General features: G+C 62.5%; 17 protein-coding genes and 1 pseudogene. 16 read left to right on the plus strand and 2 right to left on the minus strand.

Annotation, left to right across the window (positions count from 1 at the left end; genetic code table 11):
- Positions 1-3 precede the first annotated feature (3 nt).
- Positions 4-534 (minus strand): GNAT family N-acetyltransferase, encoded by a 531-nt coding sequence (locus FJ986_RS00520; RefSeq protein WP_181173464.1) that lies wholly within the window; start codon positions 532-534, stop codon positions 4-6.
- Between the two features lie 209 nt (positions 535-743).
- Here FJ986_RS00520 and FJ986_RS00525 point away from each other — a divergent pair, with 209 nt between their 5' ends.
- The 9 genes and pseudogenes from FJ986_RS00525 (at position 744) to FJ986_RS31135 (ending at position 8,248) form a co-directional block, all read left to right on the plus strand.
- Positions 744-1,343, plus strand: a complete 600-nt coding sequence (locus FJ986_RS00525; protein WP_140673121.1) for a DUF2062 domain-containing protein — start codon at positions 744-746, stop codon at positions 1,341-1,343.
- Positions 1,340-1,753 (plus strand): holo-ACP synthase, encoded by a 414-nt coding sequence (gene acpS, locus FJ986_RS00530; protein ID WP_140494597.1) that lies wholly within the window; start codon positions 1,340-1,342, stop codon positions 1,751-1,753. The genes FJ986_RS00525 and acpS overlap by 4 nt, the downstream gene beginning before the upstream one ends.
- A gap of 77 nt (positions 1,754-1,830) precedes the next feature.
- On the plus strand, positions 1,831-2,580 hold the full coding sequence (gene lepB / locus FJ986_RS00535; protein ID WP_140494595.1) for a signal peptidase I: 750 nt from the start codon (positions 1,831-1,833) through the stop codon (positions 2,578-2,580).
- Between the two features lie 4 nt (positions 2,581-2,584).
- The gene (rnc, locus tag FJ986_RS00540; RefSeq protein ID WP_140494593.1) at positions 2,585-3,310 is read left to right on the plus strand and encodes a ribonuclease III; all 726 of its coding nucleotides are present in this window, start codon (positions 2,585-2,587) and stop codon (positions 3,308-3,310) included.
- The gene (gene era, locus FJ986_RS00545) at positions 3,307-4,239 is read left to right on the plus strand and encodes a GTPase Era (protein WP_140673123.1); all 933 of its coding nucleotides are present in this window, start codon (positions 3,307-3,309) and stop codon (positions 4,237-4,239) included. Before rnc ends, era begins: the two co-directional genes overlap by 4 nt.
- A gap of 5 nt (positions 4,240-4,244) precedes the next feature.
- Positions 4,245-5,135, plus strand: coding sequence for an aminoglycoside phosphotransferase family protein (locus FJ986_RS00550; RefSeq protein ID WP_140520688.1), 891 nt, complete (start codon positions 4,245-4,247; stop codon positions 5,133-5,135).
- Between the two features lie 581 nt (positions 5,136-5,716).
- Entirely contained in the window at positions 5,717-6,853 is a 1,137-nt protein-coding gene (locus tag FJ986_RS00555) for a porin (protein ID WP_140517808.1), read from the plus strand.
- Between the two features lie 132 nt (positions 6,854-6,985).
- The gene (gene recO / locus FJ986_RS00560) at positions 6,986-7,756 is read left to right on the plus strand and encodes a DNA repair protein RecO (protein WP_140494585.1); all 771 of its coding nucleotides are present in this window, start codon (positions 6,986-6,988) and stop codon (positions 7,754-7,756) included.
- Positions 7,753-8,248, plus strand: a pseudogene (locus FJ986_RS31135) (PaaI family thioesterase). Before recO ends, FJ986_RS31135 begins: the two are co-directional and overlap by 4 nt.
- A gap of 46 nt (positions 8,249-8,294) precedes the next feature.
- On the opposite strand, the gene FJ986_RS00570 reads toward FJ986_RS31135, so the two are convergent.
- Positions 8,295-8,759, minus strand: coding sequence for an NUDIX domain-containing protein (locus FJ986_RS00570; protein WP_140520686.1), 465 nt, complete (start codon positions 8,757-8,759; stop codon positions 8,295-8,297).
- A gap of 255 nt (positions 8,760-9,014) precedes the next feature.
- On the opposite strand from FJ986_RS00570, the gene FJ986_RS00575 reads away from it, so the two are divergent.
- From FJ986_RS00575 to FJ986_RS00605, 7 genes are all read left to right on the plus strand, one after another.
- Positions 9,015-11,753, plus strand: coding sequence for a DUF2339 domain-containing protein (locus tag FJ986_RS00575; RefSeq protein ID WP_140673125.1), 2,739 nt, complete (start codon positions 9,015-9,017; stop codon positions 11,751-11,753).
- 61 nt (positions 11,754-11,814) lie between these two features.
- Positions 11,815-12,057: a type II toxin-antitoxin system VapB family antitoxin gene (locus FJ986_RS00580; RefSeq protein ID WP_140520954.1), complete on the plus strand. Its 243-nt coding sequence runs from the start codon at positions 11,815-11,817 to the stop codon at positions 12,055-12,057.
- Positions 12,057-12,473 (plus strand): type II toxin-antitoxin system VapC family toxin, encoded by a 417-nt coding sequence (locus FJ986_RS00585; protein ID WP_140520684.1) that lies wholly within the window; start codon positions 12,057-12,059, stop codon positions 12,471-12,473. Before FJ986_RS00580 ends, FJ986_RS00585 begins: the two co-directional genes overlap by 1 nt.
- A 158-nt stretch (positions 12,474-12,631) precedes the next feature.
- Positions 12,632-13,144: an RNA polymerase sigma factor gene (locus tag FJ986_RS00590; protein WP_140555800.1), complete on the plus strand. Its 513-nt coding sequence runs from the start codon at positions 12,632-12,634 to the stop codon at positions 13,142-13,144.
- A 2-nt stretch (positions 13,145-13,146) separates the two neighbouring features.
- Positions 13,147-13,938: an anti-sigma factor gene (locus FJ986_RS00595; protein ID WP_140555798.1), complete on the plus strand. Its 792-nt coding sequence runs from the start codon at positions 13,147-13,149 to the stop codon at positions 13,936-13,938.
- 205 nt (positions 13,939-14,143) lie between these two features.
- Positions 14,144-15,241: a GNAT family N-acetyltransferase/peptidase C39 family protein gene (locus FJ986_RS00600; protein WP_140555797.1), complete on the plus strand. Its 1,098-nt coding sequence runs from the start codon at positions 14,144-14,146 to the stop codon at positions 15,239-15,241.
- Between the two features lie 5 nt (positions 15,242-15,246).
- Complete coding sequence (locus FJ986_RS00605) at positions 15,247-16,710, plus strand: RimK family protein (protein ID WP_140494569.1); 1,464 nt, start codon at positions 15,247-15,249, stop codon at positions 16,708-16,710.
- Position 16,711 lies beyond the last annotated feature (1 nt).

Raw genomic sequence — 16,711 nt, forward strand, 5'->3', positions numbered from 1 at the left:
CCGTTAAATCCGCGCGAGATCGAGCAGCATTGCGCAGCGCCGACTCGTTGGCATGCCGTGCGCGGCTTCCTGTCTCAGCCACCCGGCGAGCCGCGCATCGATCTGCGCATCCTCCAGGACGCGGAATCCGAACTTTCTGTAGAACGGCGCGTTCCAGGCAACATCGCGAAATGTCGTCAGCGTGATCGTCGCAAGGCCGCGGCGCCTGGACTCCTCGATAACGGTCTCCAGCAGGGCTCGGCCGATGCCCGAGCCCTGCCACTCAAAACGAACGTCGAATTCCAGGATATGCAATGCATCGTCCTCAACGCTGGCGCTCAAGAAGGCGATGGCGCGGTCGCGCTTGTCCGTGGCGACCCAGCATGTGCCCTCGGCGATCATTGCGAGGTGCCGCTCGACGCTCATATTGCCGTCGTCGGCGATCCAGGCGAGGTCCGGTATGGAACGAAACGCCAGCCCGGCGGATTGCTCGATATCGGGCAACTCTTTCGCGTCGTCCTCTCGCGCTGGTCGAATGGTGGTCATGCCGGCCATCCTTCTCTTCTCCTCAGTTTCGCCTCAATGGCGATCTTGTTACCCCCTGCGGCAGACCATCGCGGCAGCGTTTCGTTGTTCCGAAGCCAGCCTGTCGCTATATCAAAGTCGTTGTTGCCTTTCTGCGCCCCGGAAGCGCAAGATAAGTTGCTGTGACCCGGCTTGGGGTGGCAGACGGCGGGTATTGGTAGATCAGGAATTGGAATAGAGTGCTTTTTCGACGCCGCGAGCCTGATGGCCTCTTGGAGCGGGTGCGTACCTATCTATGGCCGCGCCGGTCGTTTTCGCGCTCGCTGCAGTACTTTTCCAAGCGCATCCTGCGGCTGAAGGCCACGCCGCATGCGGTGGCGGCCGGCGTCGCCGCTGGCGTCTTTGCTTCGTTCTTTCCGGTGGGTTTCCATTTCGCCATTGCCGCGGTGCTGTGCTGGCTCATCGCCGGTAATCTGGTGGCGGCCGCACTTGGCGCAGTATTCTTCGGCAATCCGCTGACGTTCCCGCTGCTGTGGGGCGCCTCCTGGGAGACCGGCAAGCTGATCCTGCACAGCCGCCTGCCAGCGCACGGCCCGCCAGCACATCTGGGCGAGATGCTGCACAACCTTTCCTTCGCGCAATTGTGGGCCCCGGTGCTGAAGCCGATGCTGATCGGTGCGATACCGCTTGGACTGGCGTTTGGGCTTCTGTTCTACGCCATCACGCGCTGGGGCATGAACGCCTTTCGCGAGCAGCGGCGCAAACGGCTGGCAGAGCGCGCGGCCCGCCATGAGCAATCGTCTCACCCAAACGCAAGCATCGGTTCCACCGCGCGATGATCATCGGCATCGGCAGCGACCTGATCGATATCAGACGCATTGAAAAGTCCTTGGAGCGCCATGGCCAGCGCTTTATCCAGAGGATCTACACTGAGGTCGAGCAAGCCCGCTCCGAAAACCGTCGGGCGCGGGCGGCCTCCTACGCCAAGCGCTTCGCAGCCAAGGAGGCCTGCGCCAAGGCACTGGGCACCGGCCTGGCGCAGGGCGTGTTCTGGCGCGACATGGGTGTCGTCAATCTTCCGAGCGGCGCGCCCACCATGGCACTGACCGGTGGCGCCGAGGCGCGGCTGAACGCGATTCTGCCAAAGGGCCATCGGGCGATGATCCATCTCACCATCACGGATGATTTTCCGCTTGCTCAAGCCTTTGTGATCATCGAAGCGTTGCCCGTCGAACAAGCGCCACATTGATTGCATCTGACCACCGGCATGACGTTGCCCAGCGCGCGCCGAGACTCTATACCATCCAACGCACAATCGAGGACGACATGAGCGTGGCTGAAAAACCCCAGAAGAAATCCGGCGGGCTTGGCGAAACCGTCAGCGTCATCGTCCAGGCGCTCTTGCTTGCCTTGGTCATTCGCACGCTCTTGTTCCAACCCTTTTCCATCCCGTCGGGTTCGATGCGGCCGACGCTGCTCGAGGGCGACTATCTCTTCGTCACCAAATGGTCCTACGGCTATTCCCGTTATTCGCTGCCCTTCGGCCCGGACATCTTCTCGGGCCGCATCTGGGGCTCCGAGCCGAAGCGCGGCGATGTGGCTGTGTTCAAGTTCCCGCCAGACCCGTCCGTCGACTATATCAAACGTGTGGTGGGCCTGCCTGGCGACAAGATCCAGGTGAAGGACGGCCAGCTGTTCATCAACGGCGTCGGCGTGCCGCGCGTGAAGACCGGACAGATCGACAATCCCGACATCACCGAAAAGGATTATCCGATCGACGTCTATCGTGAGACGCTGCCCAACGGCGTCAGCTACGACACGCTGGATCTGTCGCCGAACTCGATCGGCGACAACACGCGCGAGTTCGATGTTCCGCCCGGTCACTATTTCATGATGGGCGACAACAGGGACAACTCCGCCGACAGCCGATTCTCCGTCGGCTACGTTCCGGCCGAAAACCTGGTTGGCCGGGCCAACCTTGTTTTCTTCTCGATCGCCGGCAAGGCGAGCCCGCTCGAAATCTGGAAGTGGCCGTCGCTTATGCGTGCTTCGCGCCTCTTCCACTTCGTTAATTAGGGTCATGGCGGCGACAAGACGGCTGACCGCCGACGCGCTCGCCGAAGCGCTGGTGGAGCGCACGGGCCATGCCTTTGCCGACCGCAGGCGCCTGCAGCGTGCCTTGACCCATGCCAGCGCCCGCGGCGCCAATGCCGGCACCGACTATGAGCGCTTTGAGTTCCTGGGCGACCGGGTTCTCGGCCTCGTGGTGGCCGATATGCTGCTGGCCGCGTTTCCCGATGCGGCGGAAGGCGAATTGTCGCTGCGGTTCAACGCGCTGGTCAATGCCGAGGCGCTGTCGGAGATCGCCGAACATATTGGTCTGCCGGAGCTGATCCGCGCCGGATCCGACGTTCAAGGGCTCGAGGGACGCAAGCGCGTCAATCTGCGCGCCGACGCGCTGGAATCACTGATCGCCGTGCTCTACCTCGACGGAGGGCTGGAAGCGGCGCGCGCTTTCATCCACAAATATTGGCAGCCGCGCTCGCAGGCGTCGGGCGCCGGCCGACGCGACGCCAAGACCGAGTTGCAGGAATGGGCGCATCAGGCGGCAAGCGCCGTGCCCGTCTACCGCATCGATAGCCGCGAGGGGCCGGATCACGATCCGCTGTTCACCGTCAGTGTCATGGTTGGTGGGTTTCAGCCGGCTGTCGGCAGCGGCCGCTCCAAACGCGAGGCCGAGCAGGCCGCCGCCGCCGCCCTTCTCATTCGTGAAGGTGTCTGGATCGATCAGGGAGACGCGGCATGACAGCCACGGAAGACACGGTTCCGGCCGCGCCTGCGGCCGTTACGCATTCCGGCTTCGTAGCGCTGATCGGTGCGCCCAATGCCGGCAAGTCGACGCTGGTCAATCAGCTTGTCGGCGCCAAGGTGTCAATCGTCACCCACAAGGTGCAGACGACGCGTGCCATTGTCAGAGGCATCGCCACGCACGACAACGCGCAGATCGTCTTCGTCGATACGCCGGGCATCTTCAAGCCGAAGCGGCGTCTCGACACGGCAATGGTGACGACAGCCTGGGGCGGCGCCAAGGATGCCGATATCGTGCTGCTCCTGATCGATGCCGAGCGTGGCATTAGAGGTGATGCCGATGCCATTCTCGAACGCCTGAAGGATGTGCGCCAGCCGATGGCGCTGATCCTCAACAAGGTCGACCGCGTCAAGCCGGAGGCGTTGTTGACGCTGGCGGCAGCAGCGAACGAAAGAGTGCCGTTCAAGCGCACCTTCATGGTTTCGGCGCTGACCGGCTCGGGCTGCAAGGACCTCCTCGATTACCTTGCCGAGGCGCTCCCGGTGGGGCCCTGGTATTATCCGGAAGACCAGATCTCCGATCTGCCGATGCGCCAGCTCGCCGCTGAGATCACTCGCGAGAAGCTCTATCTCAGGCTGCATCAGGAACTGCCCTATTCCTCGCACATCGAAACCGAGAAATGGGAAGAGAAGAAGGACGGCTCGGTGCGCATCGAGCAGGTCATCTATGTCGAACGCGACAGCCAGAAGAAGATCGTGCTCGGCCACAAGGGCGAGACCATCCGCGCCATCGGCCAGGCGGCGCGTATGGAAATCGCCGGCATCCTCGAGCAAAAGGTGCATCTGTTCCTGTTCGTCAAGGTGCGCGAGAACTGGGGCGACGATCCCGAGCGCTACCGCGAGATGGGGCTCGAGTTTCCGCACTAGGATGGATGGTTAGCAAGTCGAATATCGACGCAGCTTTGGTCAGCCGGTTGATCGCGGCGCAGTTTCCTCGCTGGAGGGATCTTGCGGTTCGGCCGATTGAACCTGGCGGATGGGACAACAGAAGCTTTCGTCTCGGCGACGAGATGACCGTTCGGTTGCCCAGTGCCGCCGCCTATTCCCTGCAAGTGGAGAAGGAACATCGCTGGCTGCCGAGGCTGGCGCCGCTGTTGCCGCTGCCCATCCCTATACCGCTGGCGATGGGAGCCCCGGCCGAAGGCTATCCGTGGCATTGGTCCGTCTACAGGTGGATCGAAGGTGAGACTGCAAAGCGCGAGCGTATCGCCAACCTGTCGGAATTCGCGGCGGACCTGGCCGGCTTTCTGGTTGCGCTGAAGCGGATCGACCCGGCTGGCGGACCGGGGCCGGGCCAACACAATTTCTTTCGCGGCGGGCCGCTGAACGTCTATGACGGGGAGACGAGACAAGCGATCGCGGCGCTCGACACCCGTATCAACGCCGGCGCGGCAAGCGCTGTCTGGGAAACGGCTCTTGCCGCCCCTTGGCAAGGCCCGCCCGTCTGGTTCCACGGCGATGTCAGCTGGGGCAATCTTCTGGTTGAACACGGCAGGCTAAGCGCGGTGATCGACTTCGGCACCTCCGGCGTCGGCGAGCCCTCATGCGATCTGGCGATTGCCTGGACATTGTTCGAGGGAAAGAGCAGGGGGGCCTTCCGCGCTGGCCTCGGCGTCGACGACGCGACCTGGGCGCGCGGCCGCGGCTGGGCACTGTGGAAGGCGCTGATCACCGCCGCCGGCGAGATAGACGTCAACTCGGCCGAGATCGAACAATCCTGGCGCGTGATCGACGCGGTGCTGGCCGACCACAAGCGCCGGTAATAATGACCCAAACCGTTGGCTGGTGGCTATCGACCAGGGACGCCGAGGTTCCGTTGGGTCGACTTCTCAGTTGGCCAGCGCGGATTCTTGCAGACGAGTCCGCCGACGTCGGATTGATCTTCCCATCATGGCCTGTGGTCCGTCCCGGCGTGTCCGTGACCCGCTGAAAAGACTCCTTCGAGGGGATCGGCTTCGGTTTCACGTGGCTGGGGAATGGCTAGGTAGAAACGACCATGGAAGTGGGTTTATTTACGCGAAGTTTCTCAAACAATTGGTGTTCGTAGAATATCATCATAAAATTGGAACATACAGGGAATTATTACGGAAATATGACAATGTTCCACTTGTGCGGTGCCGTAGTCTGAAGTGAATTCTCCAGTGCTATTTCTGCAACACGGATTTAATCTATGTCATCAATCCCGAATGTTTGTGAAATTGTCATTGAAGGCGGAAGATTGATGGGTATGTTCGCCGCGAAAAGGGGACGCGGTGCGGGCCTTTTTCGTTGTGGTGAGGCGGGAAAATATATCCGCCAACCAAAATCCGAAGCCATTTTTAACTTTGACTGGAGAGGTCAGAAAATGAACATCAAGAGCCTTCTTCTCGGCTCAGCCGCGGCACTGATCGCGGTCTCCGGCGCTCGCGCCGCTGACGCTGTCGTCGTCGCCGAGCCGGAACCCGCTGAATACGTCAGGATCTGCGACGTCTACGGCGCCGGCTACTTCTATATCCCCGGCACCGAGACCTGCCTGCGCATCGGCGGCTATCTCCGCTATGACATAGGCGTCGGGGACAGCGGCACGCTGGATGGCGTCAACAACGTTGCCGATCACATGGACGGCGATAGCCACGACACCTATTACAAGAACATGCGCTTCGCGCTGAAGACCTGGACCGGCCAGGAAACCGAGCTCGGTACGTTGAAGACCTACACCGAGACTCGCTTTCAATTTGGCAACAGCAGCGGCGACTATGAGACTGGCGGCACTGGCTGGCAGGCCGGCAACAAGGCGACCACCCTCAACTTCGCCTGGATTCAGCTCGGCGGCCTGCGCGTCGGTAAGGATGAAACGGCATACGATTCGTTTATCGGCTATGCCGGCAACGTCATCCAGGACACGATCATCCCGTACGGTATCAAGGATACCAACGTCGTGCAGTACTATTTTGACGCTGGCAGCGGCTTCTCGGCCGTGGTCTCGCTCGAAGAAGGTACCGGCGTCAACACGATCGACAGCTATGTTCCGCATGTCGTCGGCGGCTTGAAGTACAAGGGCGACTGGGGTGCGGTCACCGGCGTCGTCGCCTATGATAGCAATTACGAGGAAGTGGCCGGCAAGGTTCGCTTGGACGTCAATGTCGGCAAGGAACTGACGCTGTTCGTCATGGGCGGCTACGGCACCAACGACAACATCAACGACTTCGGCACGGGCCGCACCCAATACAAGCCGTGGGGCGGAAACTGGGCGATCTGGGGTGGCGGCACCTACAAGTTCAACGACAAGACCTCGTTCAACGCCCAGATCTCCTATGACGACTGGAAGAACCTCGGCGTCGCTGCCAACGTCGCATACACGATTGTGCCCGGTTACACGATCACGGCTGAAGTCGATTACCTCAATGCAGGAAAATTCGACGACGCCGACTTCAACAACTGGACCAAGGCCGACAAGAAGAGCAGCGTCGGCGGCATCCTCCGCTTCCAGCGCTCGTTCTAACGGATCGACTGACCCCACCAGACCCGCCCGCAGCTGTGCTGCGGGCGGCTTTTTATGCACCCTTGCGAGAGCCAGCCCAGGCACCAAGCCCGTACCTTGATTTCGCCACCCGATCGGTGAAATGCTCCAGGCATGGAATGGCGCGACGAGGGAATCATTCTCGGCACCCGCAAGCATGGCGAAACCAGCGCCATCCTCGAGGTGATGACGCGTGCGCATGGCCGCCATCTCGGCCTCGTGCGTGGCGGGCGCTCGCGCAAGCAGCAGCCTGTTCTCCAGCCCGGCAACCGTGTCGACCTGCTTTGGCGGGCGCGCCTTGATGAGCACCTCGGCACGTTCCAGGCCGAAGCGATCGAGATGAATGCGGCCAGGTTGATGGAGAGTGCGGTCGCCGTGTATGGCCTGCAGACCATGGCCGCGCATCTGCGCCTGTTGCCCGAGCGCGACGCCCATGGCGGCCTCTACGAGGCGCTGTCGGTGATGATCGTGCATCTCGATGACGTCGATGCGGCCGGCGAACTGGTGGCCCGTTTCGAGCTCCTGATCCTCGACGAACTGGGTTTCGGTCTCGATCTCAGCCAGTGCGCCGCGACCGGCACGCGGCAGGATCTTGCCTATGTCTCGCCGAAATCGGGCCGAGCGGTGTCGCGGGAAGCCGGCGCGCCTTGGCGCGACAAGATGCTGGCGCTGCCGGCCTTCCTGCGTGGCTCCGGCCTGCGCGCCGATCCGGCGGCGATCCAGGATGCCTTCCGGCTCACCGGCTTCTTCTTCACCCGTCACGTCTACGAGCCGCGCGGCATCGAGCAGCCGGACGCGCGCTCCGGCTTCCTCGCCGCGCTGCGCAAGCACCACACGACAAAAGGCCTGTCGGGAGAAACCGCCGCGAGAGAAATCATCACATGAGCGAAGTGGAACTTTATCCAGGCCGGGTCTCGCCGCTCGGCCTCGGCACCATTCCGCATGCCGACATGCTTGCCTACACCGGCCTGGAACTTTTGCAGCGCATCATCGATGGCAAATATCCGGCGCCGCCGATTTCCTTCCAGCTCAGCTTCCCGTGCCGTGTTTCGGGGTGTGCCGAACGAGCGCCACCTGAACCCGTTGGGGGGCGTGCATGGCGGCTGGGCGGCGACACTGCTCGATTCGGCGCTTGCCTGCGCCGTGCAGACGCTGCTCGCAAAAGGCGAGGCCTATACGACGGCGGAATTCAAGGTGAACCTGACGCGGCCGATCACGCCCAGGACCGGAGAGGTGGTCTGTGAGGGCAAGGTTATTCACAAGGGTCGCACGCTGGCGGTATCCGAGGCGACGTTGAAGGATGCCGGCGGCAAGTTGCTGGCTTTCGGCACCGAGACATGCTCGATCTTCCCGGCCGCCAATCTGGCGGCACGATAAGGATCGTCCAAACACGCACTGGACGACCGGTGAGAACAGCAGGCGCCTATCCGGCTTTTTGCCGTTCCACGAAATCGTCCAGGATCGCGCGCTGGCCTTTGAGTATCTTGAGACCGGCCTCCAACTCTGAAAACCAACCGGCCCGGTCAACTTCGGGAAATGCCTTCATGGATCCCGACCTTGGCGGCCACTCCATGGTGAACATGTTGCTTCTGATGGCATCGGTGTCGACATCGGCCTCGACGCTCCACGCACTCACGATCTTGCCGCCAGGCTGCCGATAACTGCCGACAGGCTGGAAGTCGCCGTTGATGGCGACGCCGAGTTCTTCTTCCGCCTCACGTCGGGCGGCTTTCAACTCGTCCTCGCCTTCGTCGACGAGCCCTTTGGGGATAGACCATGCCCCCTCGTCTTTTCTTGCCCAGAACGGTCCACCCGGATGGACGAGCAGGAACTGGAGGGCCCCGGCGTTTCGCCGGTAGATCAGCAGTCCTGCGCTTCGTTGCGGCATACGTATTCCCATGACGTCGCTTGGAGAACCCTTTGCGGCCAAGGTATCATAGGCCATCGGCTGCGGGTTTGGCAGGCAATGTTCCGGAAACCGGCCATTCGCAAGCGATGCCGAGGGCCAATGGGCGCAAGCCGCTGGCTTTCGACGCCGAAACATGCTCGATCTTTCCAGCCGCCGATCCGACGGCCGTTGGCTGGTCGTTTGCAGGCCACATTTGATTGTCAGTAGCAACTGGTCTGGTTTGGGGGAGCCGCCATGTTTGAAAGCCTGATCGGCCTTGTCGCCATCATCGCGCTGTTCGTCATCATTTCGCGCCAGCAGAGCCGCATCGGACTGATCGAGCGTGAGCTAGGCGCACTGCGGAGCCTCGTCCTTTCCGGCGCCGTGCCGCCTCTCGCCAAGCAGTCCGAACCGGCGGCGACCGAGGGCCAGCCGGCCGAAGCCGTTGTTGCTGCGGCCGTGGTCGTTTCGCCAACGGCCAGCGAGGCAGCCACCGGGCAGGCGCTGCCGGCTCTGGAAACCGACGCCGCGACGGACGAGGTCAAGCCGGGACCATGGACACCAGGCGAGGCGGCGCCCAAGGTAGCAGAATCCGAGCCTGTCGCAGCGGTGAAAGCGCCCGGCAAACCCGATATCGAAACGGCGCTCGGCACCCGCTGGGCGGTCTGGGTCGGCGGTTTGGCACTGGCGCTGGGCGGCCTGTTTCTCATCCGCTACACGATCGAAGCCGGAATTTTCGGCCCCGGTGTGCGGCTGACCATGGCCGGGCTGCTCGGCCTTGTGCTGATTGCAGCCGGCGAATTCATTCGCCGCACCGGCTTCAGGGTGCCCGTGCAAGGCGCCGCAGGCGCCTACATCCCGGCGATCCTGACTGCGGCGGGCGCCTTCATCCTGTTTGGCGCCGTCTATGCCGCACATGGCATCTACGGATTTATCGGGCCGGCGCTCGCCTTCACGCTGCTCGGCGCCATCGGCATAGCGACGATTGCCGCCGCCCTTGTCCACGGCCAGGCGCTGGCTGGTATCGGCCTGGTCGGCGCCATGGGGACGCCGATGCTGATCGCTTCTCGGGCGCCCAATCCCTGGGCCCTGTTCGGCTATCTGGCGATCGTGCTTGCCGCCAGCGGCGTCATTGCCCGCATGCGCGATTGGAAGTTGCTGATGACGGCGGCCTTTGTCGGTACCGGCATCTGGACGATCCTCTACATGACCGATGCGCCGGGCGCGAATTTATCCGTGATCCTGTTCGTGAACACCGTCACGCTGGCCGTGCTCGCCTTCGTCTGGCTCGGCCGCCGCAGCGACGAAAGCGGATCAGGCAGGGCTTTCGACTGGCCCTCCGTCGCGCCGGGCTTGTTTGTTGCCCTCTCGGCGCTGGACCTTTCGGTCGATGCGGCCTTCGTCGCTGCCGGCGATGCCTTGCCGGGAGCCGTCGTGCTCGCCGCGATGGTGGCCGTCGCGCTCTACCGCCCCCCGGCGCTGCCACTGCTCTATGCGGCGGGACTGGTGACGGTGCTGATCTATCTCGGCATCATCCCGCCGACTTCGATCGCTTCCGATTTTTCCGGCGACGTCTTGGGTATCGACGCCGTGCCCCTGGCGACATCGAACGCACTGACCTTGCGCATCGGTGTTGCGCTTGGCCTTGTCTTCATCTGCGCCGGTTTCTGGGCCGCCCGCAAATTTGCCGCCGCGCCCCACTTCCGCGCTGCGTCATGGGCGGCGTGGGGCGTCATCGTGCCGTTGGTCGTCCTGCTGGCACTCTGGTTCACGTTCGGCAATCTCGACCGCGATCTTGCCTACGCCGCCGTGGCGGCGCTGCTGGTCGTGGTTTTCGCTGCCGTGGGCGAGTGGATCGCGCGCGGCGAGCAACCGCCGTTGCAGGGCAGGGCCGCCGTATCCTTCGCGCTCGGCGGAGCCGCGCTCGCAGGCCTGCTGATGCTGCATATGGCCTTCAGTTCCGGCTGGACAACCATCCTGCTTGGTGCGGCCGCAATCGTGCCGGCGCTGGCCACGCGCTGGCGTTCCTATCCGGTGCTCGGCTGGATTTCCGTCGGCGCGGTCGCGGCGGTGCTTGGTCGTGTCATCTTCGATCCGACCGTCGTTGGCCCCGAGTTCCTGTCGACGACCCCGGTCTTCAACTGGCTGCTGCCGAGCTATGGCGTGCCGGCGCTCGCCTCCGCTTTCGCCGCCTGGCAACTGGCCCGCACCACCGACGGCCGGCCGCGCCTGGCCATGGAAGCTTCGGCGGCGCTGTTTGCACTGCTGACGCTTGCCATGCTGGTGCGCCACGCCATGCATGGCGGTGTCCTCAACAGCGATGCGCCCACACTTGCCGAACAGGCCATCTACACGCTGATCGCGATCGGCGCCGGCGCCATACTCGTGGCCATCGACAGGCGCTCGCCAAGTTCCGTGCTGCGCTACGGGTCCATGGCGGCGGGCGTGATCTCGGTCGCCTTCATCGTCGTGCAGCATTTCCTGGTGCTGAACCCGCTTTTCACCGACGAGTCGACCGGGCAGATCCCGGTCTTCAACCTGTTGTTCCTCGCTTATCTGCTGCCGGCGGTCGCGGCCGGAGGGCTTGCGCTCTATGCCCGCAACAAGCGGCCGAAATGGTATGCCGCCATGCTGGCGCTGGTGGCGGCACTGCTTGCCTTCGCCTATGCCACGTTGTCGGTGCGGCGCCTGTTCAAGGGCGAGTTCATCGGCTTGTGGAGCGGCCTTGGCCAGTTGGAAACCTACACCTATTCGGCACTCTGGCTGATCATCGGCGTGGCGCTGCTGACCGCCGGCGTCTGGCTGAAATCACAGGTGCTGCGCATCGCCTCGGCCGCATTGATCGCGGTCGCCGTACTGAAGGTGTTCCTCTTCGACATGTCGGAGCTGGAGGGTGTGCTTCGCGCACTGTCCTTCATCGGCCTTGGCGCCGTGCTGATCGGCATCGGCCTGTTTTACCAGCGGCTTTTGACCAGGGCGGCGAAAGAGACTTGAGGGTTAGCATTGTTTGAATATTCAAAATGGAATATATGAATATTCCACGGGAGATATTCAAATGCCGCTCTATATCCGCGACGATGAGGTAGATGCTCTGGCGACGAAATTGCAGCGCGAGACGAATGCGCCGAGCAAAACGGAAGCCGTGCGAACCGCGCTTTTGCACGAACTTGAACGAAGCCGCGCCCGCAAACCGCTGCGGGAGAGGATTGCCGTTCTTCAAGCGCAAGCAGCGGCGTTGGGGCCGTCCGACACCACCTTCGATATGAAGGCATTCATGGACGAGATGTGGGAAGACTGATGTTTGTCGACGCATCGGTTGTCGTTGCAATTCTCGCCAAGGAATCGGGTTGGGAGGAATTGCTGAAGCGGATCGCCGACGTCGACGGTCAGCTGTACATTTCAGCGCTTGTTCGGCTCGAAGCTACGCTTGCCCTCGGGCGAGTGAATGCCGGTGCCAAAAAGCCGACTCCCGGAATGCTGTCTGCGGCGCGCAATCTGGTCGATGCGTTCATTGTTGAGATCGACGCTCGCAATGTAACCATCAACGAGGATATCGGTGGGCGCGCCATTGATGCCAGCATCCGGTACAGCAAAGCGGTCGGTCATCCGGCCGACCTTAATTTTGGTGATTGCTTTTCCTACGCCTGCGCCAAGGCTCTTGATGTTCCGTTGCTCTTTAAAGGCAATGACTTTCTCAAGACCGATTTGGCGTAGTTGGCCTCCTGTTGATTGCGGGAATAAACCCGCCGCTCCCATCGTTACATCATTGCTTGGGTGACCGGGGCGGTGGACCGCTTCGCACTGGCTGCTTGCGTCGCGCCGCGAAGGCGCGTTCAATCTGATGAATAGGGCAATTCCGAAAACCAGCGGTCATGGACGAAAAGAAGGCAGCAATCCTCGGCGAAATACCGCGCCTGCGCCGCTACGCACGCTCGTTGTTGCGCGACCGCGATGCCGCCGACGATCTCGTCCAGGACTGTCTCGAACGGGCCCTCATGCGGCTCGACAACTGGCAGACGGGAGAAAGCCCCAGGAGGTGGCTGTTTACGATCATGCATCATTTGTTCATTGACCAGATGCGCAAAGTGAACCGGCGCGGCGAAGCCGCGATGCTGCCGCTGGAAGCGGGCGAGGCGATTGCACAGCCGGCCGAGCAGGTGGAAAGCATCGCCTCGCGCGAGATCGTTGACGCATTGCAGGCGATCAGCCCCGACCGCCGTGCAGCGCTCGTTATGGTCGCGATCGAAGGCTTTTCCTATGCCGAGGCCGCCAACATCCTGGGCGTGCCGGCCGGAACGCTGATGTCGCGCATTGCGCGCGGGCGCGAGGAGTTGCGCGGACTGCTGGACGACACGGCACGCCGCCGTTCGATAAGGATCGTCTAGAAATGATCCGCCGCGATTTCTCCGAACGCGACATCCACATGGCACTCGACGGCGAGTTGCCGGCCGATGAGCGCGCCGCCTATGACGCATGGCTCGACGCCACTCCCGAGATGAAGGCGAAAAGCGCCCGTTTCATCGCCGACAGGACGGCATTGCGAGATGCCTTCGCTGGCGTGATCGACGAGCCGGTGCCGGTGCGGTTGCGCAAGGTGGTGCTTGGCGAGACGCCAGCCAGGACGCCAATGCCACGCTCGCGCTGGTGGCTTGCCGCCGCCGCTGCCGGTCTACTGGCCGCGGGCGGGTTTGGCGGCTACTTTGCCGGCAGCGACGGTATTGGCCGGGAAGATCAGGCCGAGGATCAGTTGGCCGAGCAGGCGATCGCCGCGCATGTCATCTATGCCGCCGAGAAGCGGCATGCGGTGGAAGTGCCGGCAAGCGACAGGGACCATCTGCTGACCTGGCTGTCCAACCGGGTCGGATTGAAGCTGGTTGCGCCGGACTTGACCGGCAGCGGGTTCCAACTGGTCGGCGGCAGGTTGCTACCGGCTGGCGAGAGCAAGGCGGCAATGCTGCTCTATGAAGACGACAAGGGCGAGCGCATATCGCTCTTTGTAACGGCCGAATCGGTGGAGAACGCCAGGGGGACCTACGCTTCGGCGCAAGCCGGCCCGCAGGCGGTCTACTGGCTGGACAAGGGCTATGGCTGCGCTGTCGTCGGCTCAGTGCCGCGCGAGCAATTGGCCATCGTGGCCAAGAGCGCCTACAGCCAGCTTCTGGCCGGCCTGGCGAGTTGAACAGCATCGTTTTTGGCGCCGCCGCCTACTCGAAAACGGTGACCTGGTTCAAAGCCTTTGTCCTCCCGGGCTGGCGCCGAATCTGTCACAATTCGGCCCTAATCGAGGTGCGATAGCGCTGGATGGGCGCTGCCGTTTTGGGCTGGTGTCTGGACGTTTCGAATAGGGCCTTCATCACAACCCAATCGAGGTTTTCCAAGCCCGCATGCCTGCCGAGATCCGCACGGCCCGCGCGACTGACGTCGATGATCTCGCCGCCATCGAGAAAGCTGTTTTCTCCAGCGACCGCATTTCCCGTCGCTCCTTCCGACAGTTCATCGAGCGCGAGACCGCCGAGACGCTGGTCGCCGAAAGAGATGGCCGCGTCGCCGGTTATGCGATTGTGCTGTTTCGCAAGGGCAGCGGCGTGGCGCGCCTTTATTCGATCGCCACCAGTCCCTTTTTTGGCGCCCTCGGCATCGGCCGCCGGTTGCTAGTGGCGGCGGAGGAGGCGGCCTTCGAACACGACCGCATGATGCTGCGCCTAGAAGTGCGGGAGGATAATGCCCGCGCCATCGGCATCTACGAGCAGGCCGGCTACCGCAAGATCGGCCGCGAACCCGGTTACTACGAGGACGGCGCCACGGCACTGCGCTACGAGAAGACCTTGCGCGGCGAACTTCCGGCCGCCACGAGCGTGCCATTCTACCAGCAGACCTGCGAATTCACTTGCGGTCCCTGCTGCCTGATGATGGCCATGGGCAATTTCGATCACGACTTCGTACCGGACCCGGTCAGGGAAATTCGTCTTTGGCGCGAAGCGACGACCGTCTTCATGATGTCGGGCCCGGGTGGCTGCGAGCCGTTCGGCCTCGCGGTCGCCGGCTATGAGAGCGGCCTTGCGGCCGAGATTTACGTGTCGTTCTACGGCGCGTTGTTCCTCCAGTCGGTGCGCAGCGCGGACAAGCGCCGGGTGATGGAACTGGCCCAGGTCGACTTTCGCCGACGCGCGGAACTTTACGGCATCCCGGTGAATTACCGTTCATTCACCATCGACGACATTCGCGCCGCGATCGCGAAAGGAAAATTGGTGCTGGTGCTGATCAGCGGCTTCCTGATGTTCGGCAAGAAGGTGCCGCACTGGGTGTTGGCCATCGGCGACGACGGCGACCATATCCTGATCCACGATCCCTGGGTTGAGGACGAGAGGCAGGAGACCATCCTTGATGCCGCCAACATTCCCGTGCCTTACGGCATCTTTATGAACATGGCGCAGTTCGGCCGCGACGGACTGCGCGCCGCCATCACTCTGGGGAAGCGCTGATAACAATGACCTGGGTTATCTTAACTGGCCGGCAGAGCGATCTCGACCAGGTGGCGACACCGCACAAGATTATCACGAACCGCGACTATCTCGCGCATCCGGCGCTGTTTCGCGGCCAGCGTCCCAAAGTCATCAACCTGTCGAACAATTACGGCTACCAGAGCCGCGGCTATTATGCCTCGCTGCTGGCGGGTTCGCGCGGTCACAAGGTCATCCCGACCGTCGAAACCATGATCGATCTGTCGGAGCGCAAGCTTTACGAACATGCGCTGCCCGAACTGGAGCTGGCGCTCAACAAGTGCCGCAAGGATCTTGGCGGCGCTTTTCCTGCGAAGGTCTGCATCTTCTTCGGCATTGGCCCGTCCAAGGTGTGGGACCGATTCGCCAAGCTCCTGTTCGACTGGTTCCGCGCGCCGGCGCTCGAGGTCCACATCAAGGATAGTGCCGAATGGGCTTCGATCCGCAAGATCGGCTTTCATCCCCTGGCGCGTATGACCGAGGAGGAGGAGAGCTTCTTCCTGCAATGCCTGGACACCTATACCAATCGCGAATGGCGCGACACCAAGGGCCGCACGCCGGCGCGCTACACTTTCGCCACGCTGGTCGATCCGCATGAGGAATTGCCGCCCTCGGAAATCTCCTCGCTGCGCTACTGGGCCAGGATCGCCGAAAAGATGGGCGTCGAAATCGAGCCGATCACCAAGAGGGACCTCGCCAAGCTCGCCAATTACGACGCGCTGTTCATCCGCGAGACCACCTCGATCTCCAACCATACCTATCGTTTCGCGCGCCGCGCCCAGCAGGAAGGCATGCCGGTCATCGACGACCCGCTGTCGATGATCCGCTGCACCAACAAGGTCTATCTCAACGAGCTGATGGCCTACAACAAGGTGCCGGTTCCGCCGACCGTGATGATAGCCGGCACTTCCGACCTTGAACTCGCGGCGCAGACGCTGGGTTTTCCGCTGGTGCTGAAGATCCCGGATTCCTCCTTCTCGCGCGGCGTCAAGAAATGCGCCAATTTCGAGGAATTGAAGACACTCGCCACCGAATGGCTGGAGGATTCCGATCTTCTGATCGCGCAGAAATTCATCCCGACCGAATATGACTGGCGTGTCGGCGTGCTCGGCGGCCAACCGCTGTTTGCCGTACATTACCTAATGGCCAAGAAGCACTGGCAGATCGTCAACCACAAGGCCAGCGGCAAGCCCGACCAGGGCGGCATCAAGACCTTCACGCTGAAGGAGACGCCGCCCCATGTCGTCGAGACGGCAGTCAAGGCGGCGCGCTGCATCGGCGACGGCCTCTACGGCGTCGACCTCAAGGAGACCAAGGACGGCGTCTTCGTCATCGAGGTCAACGACAATCCCAACCTCGATCATGGCTGGGAGGACTCCGGCGAGAAGGACGAGGTCTGGGTACGGCTGACCCAATGGTTCCTGGAACGTTTGGAGCGGCCGGGCCGATAAT

Origin of the sequence: Mesorhizobium sp. B1-1-1 (assembly GCF_006442955.1) — a bacterium.
Lineage (GTDB): Bacteria > Pseudomonadota > Alphaproteobacteria > Rhizobiales > Rhizobiaceae > Mesorhizobium.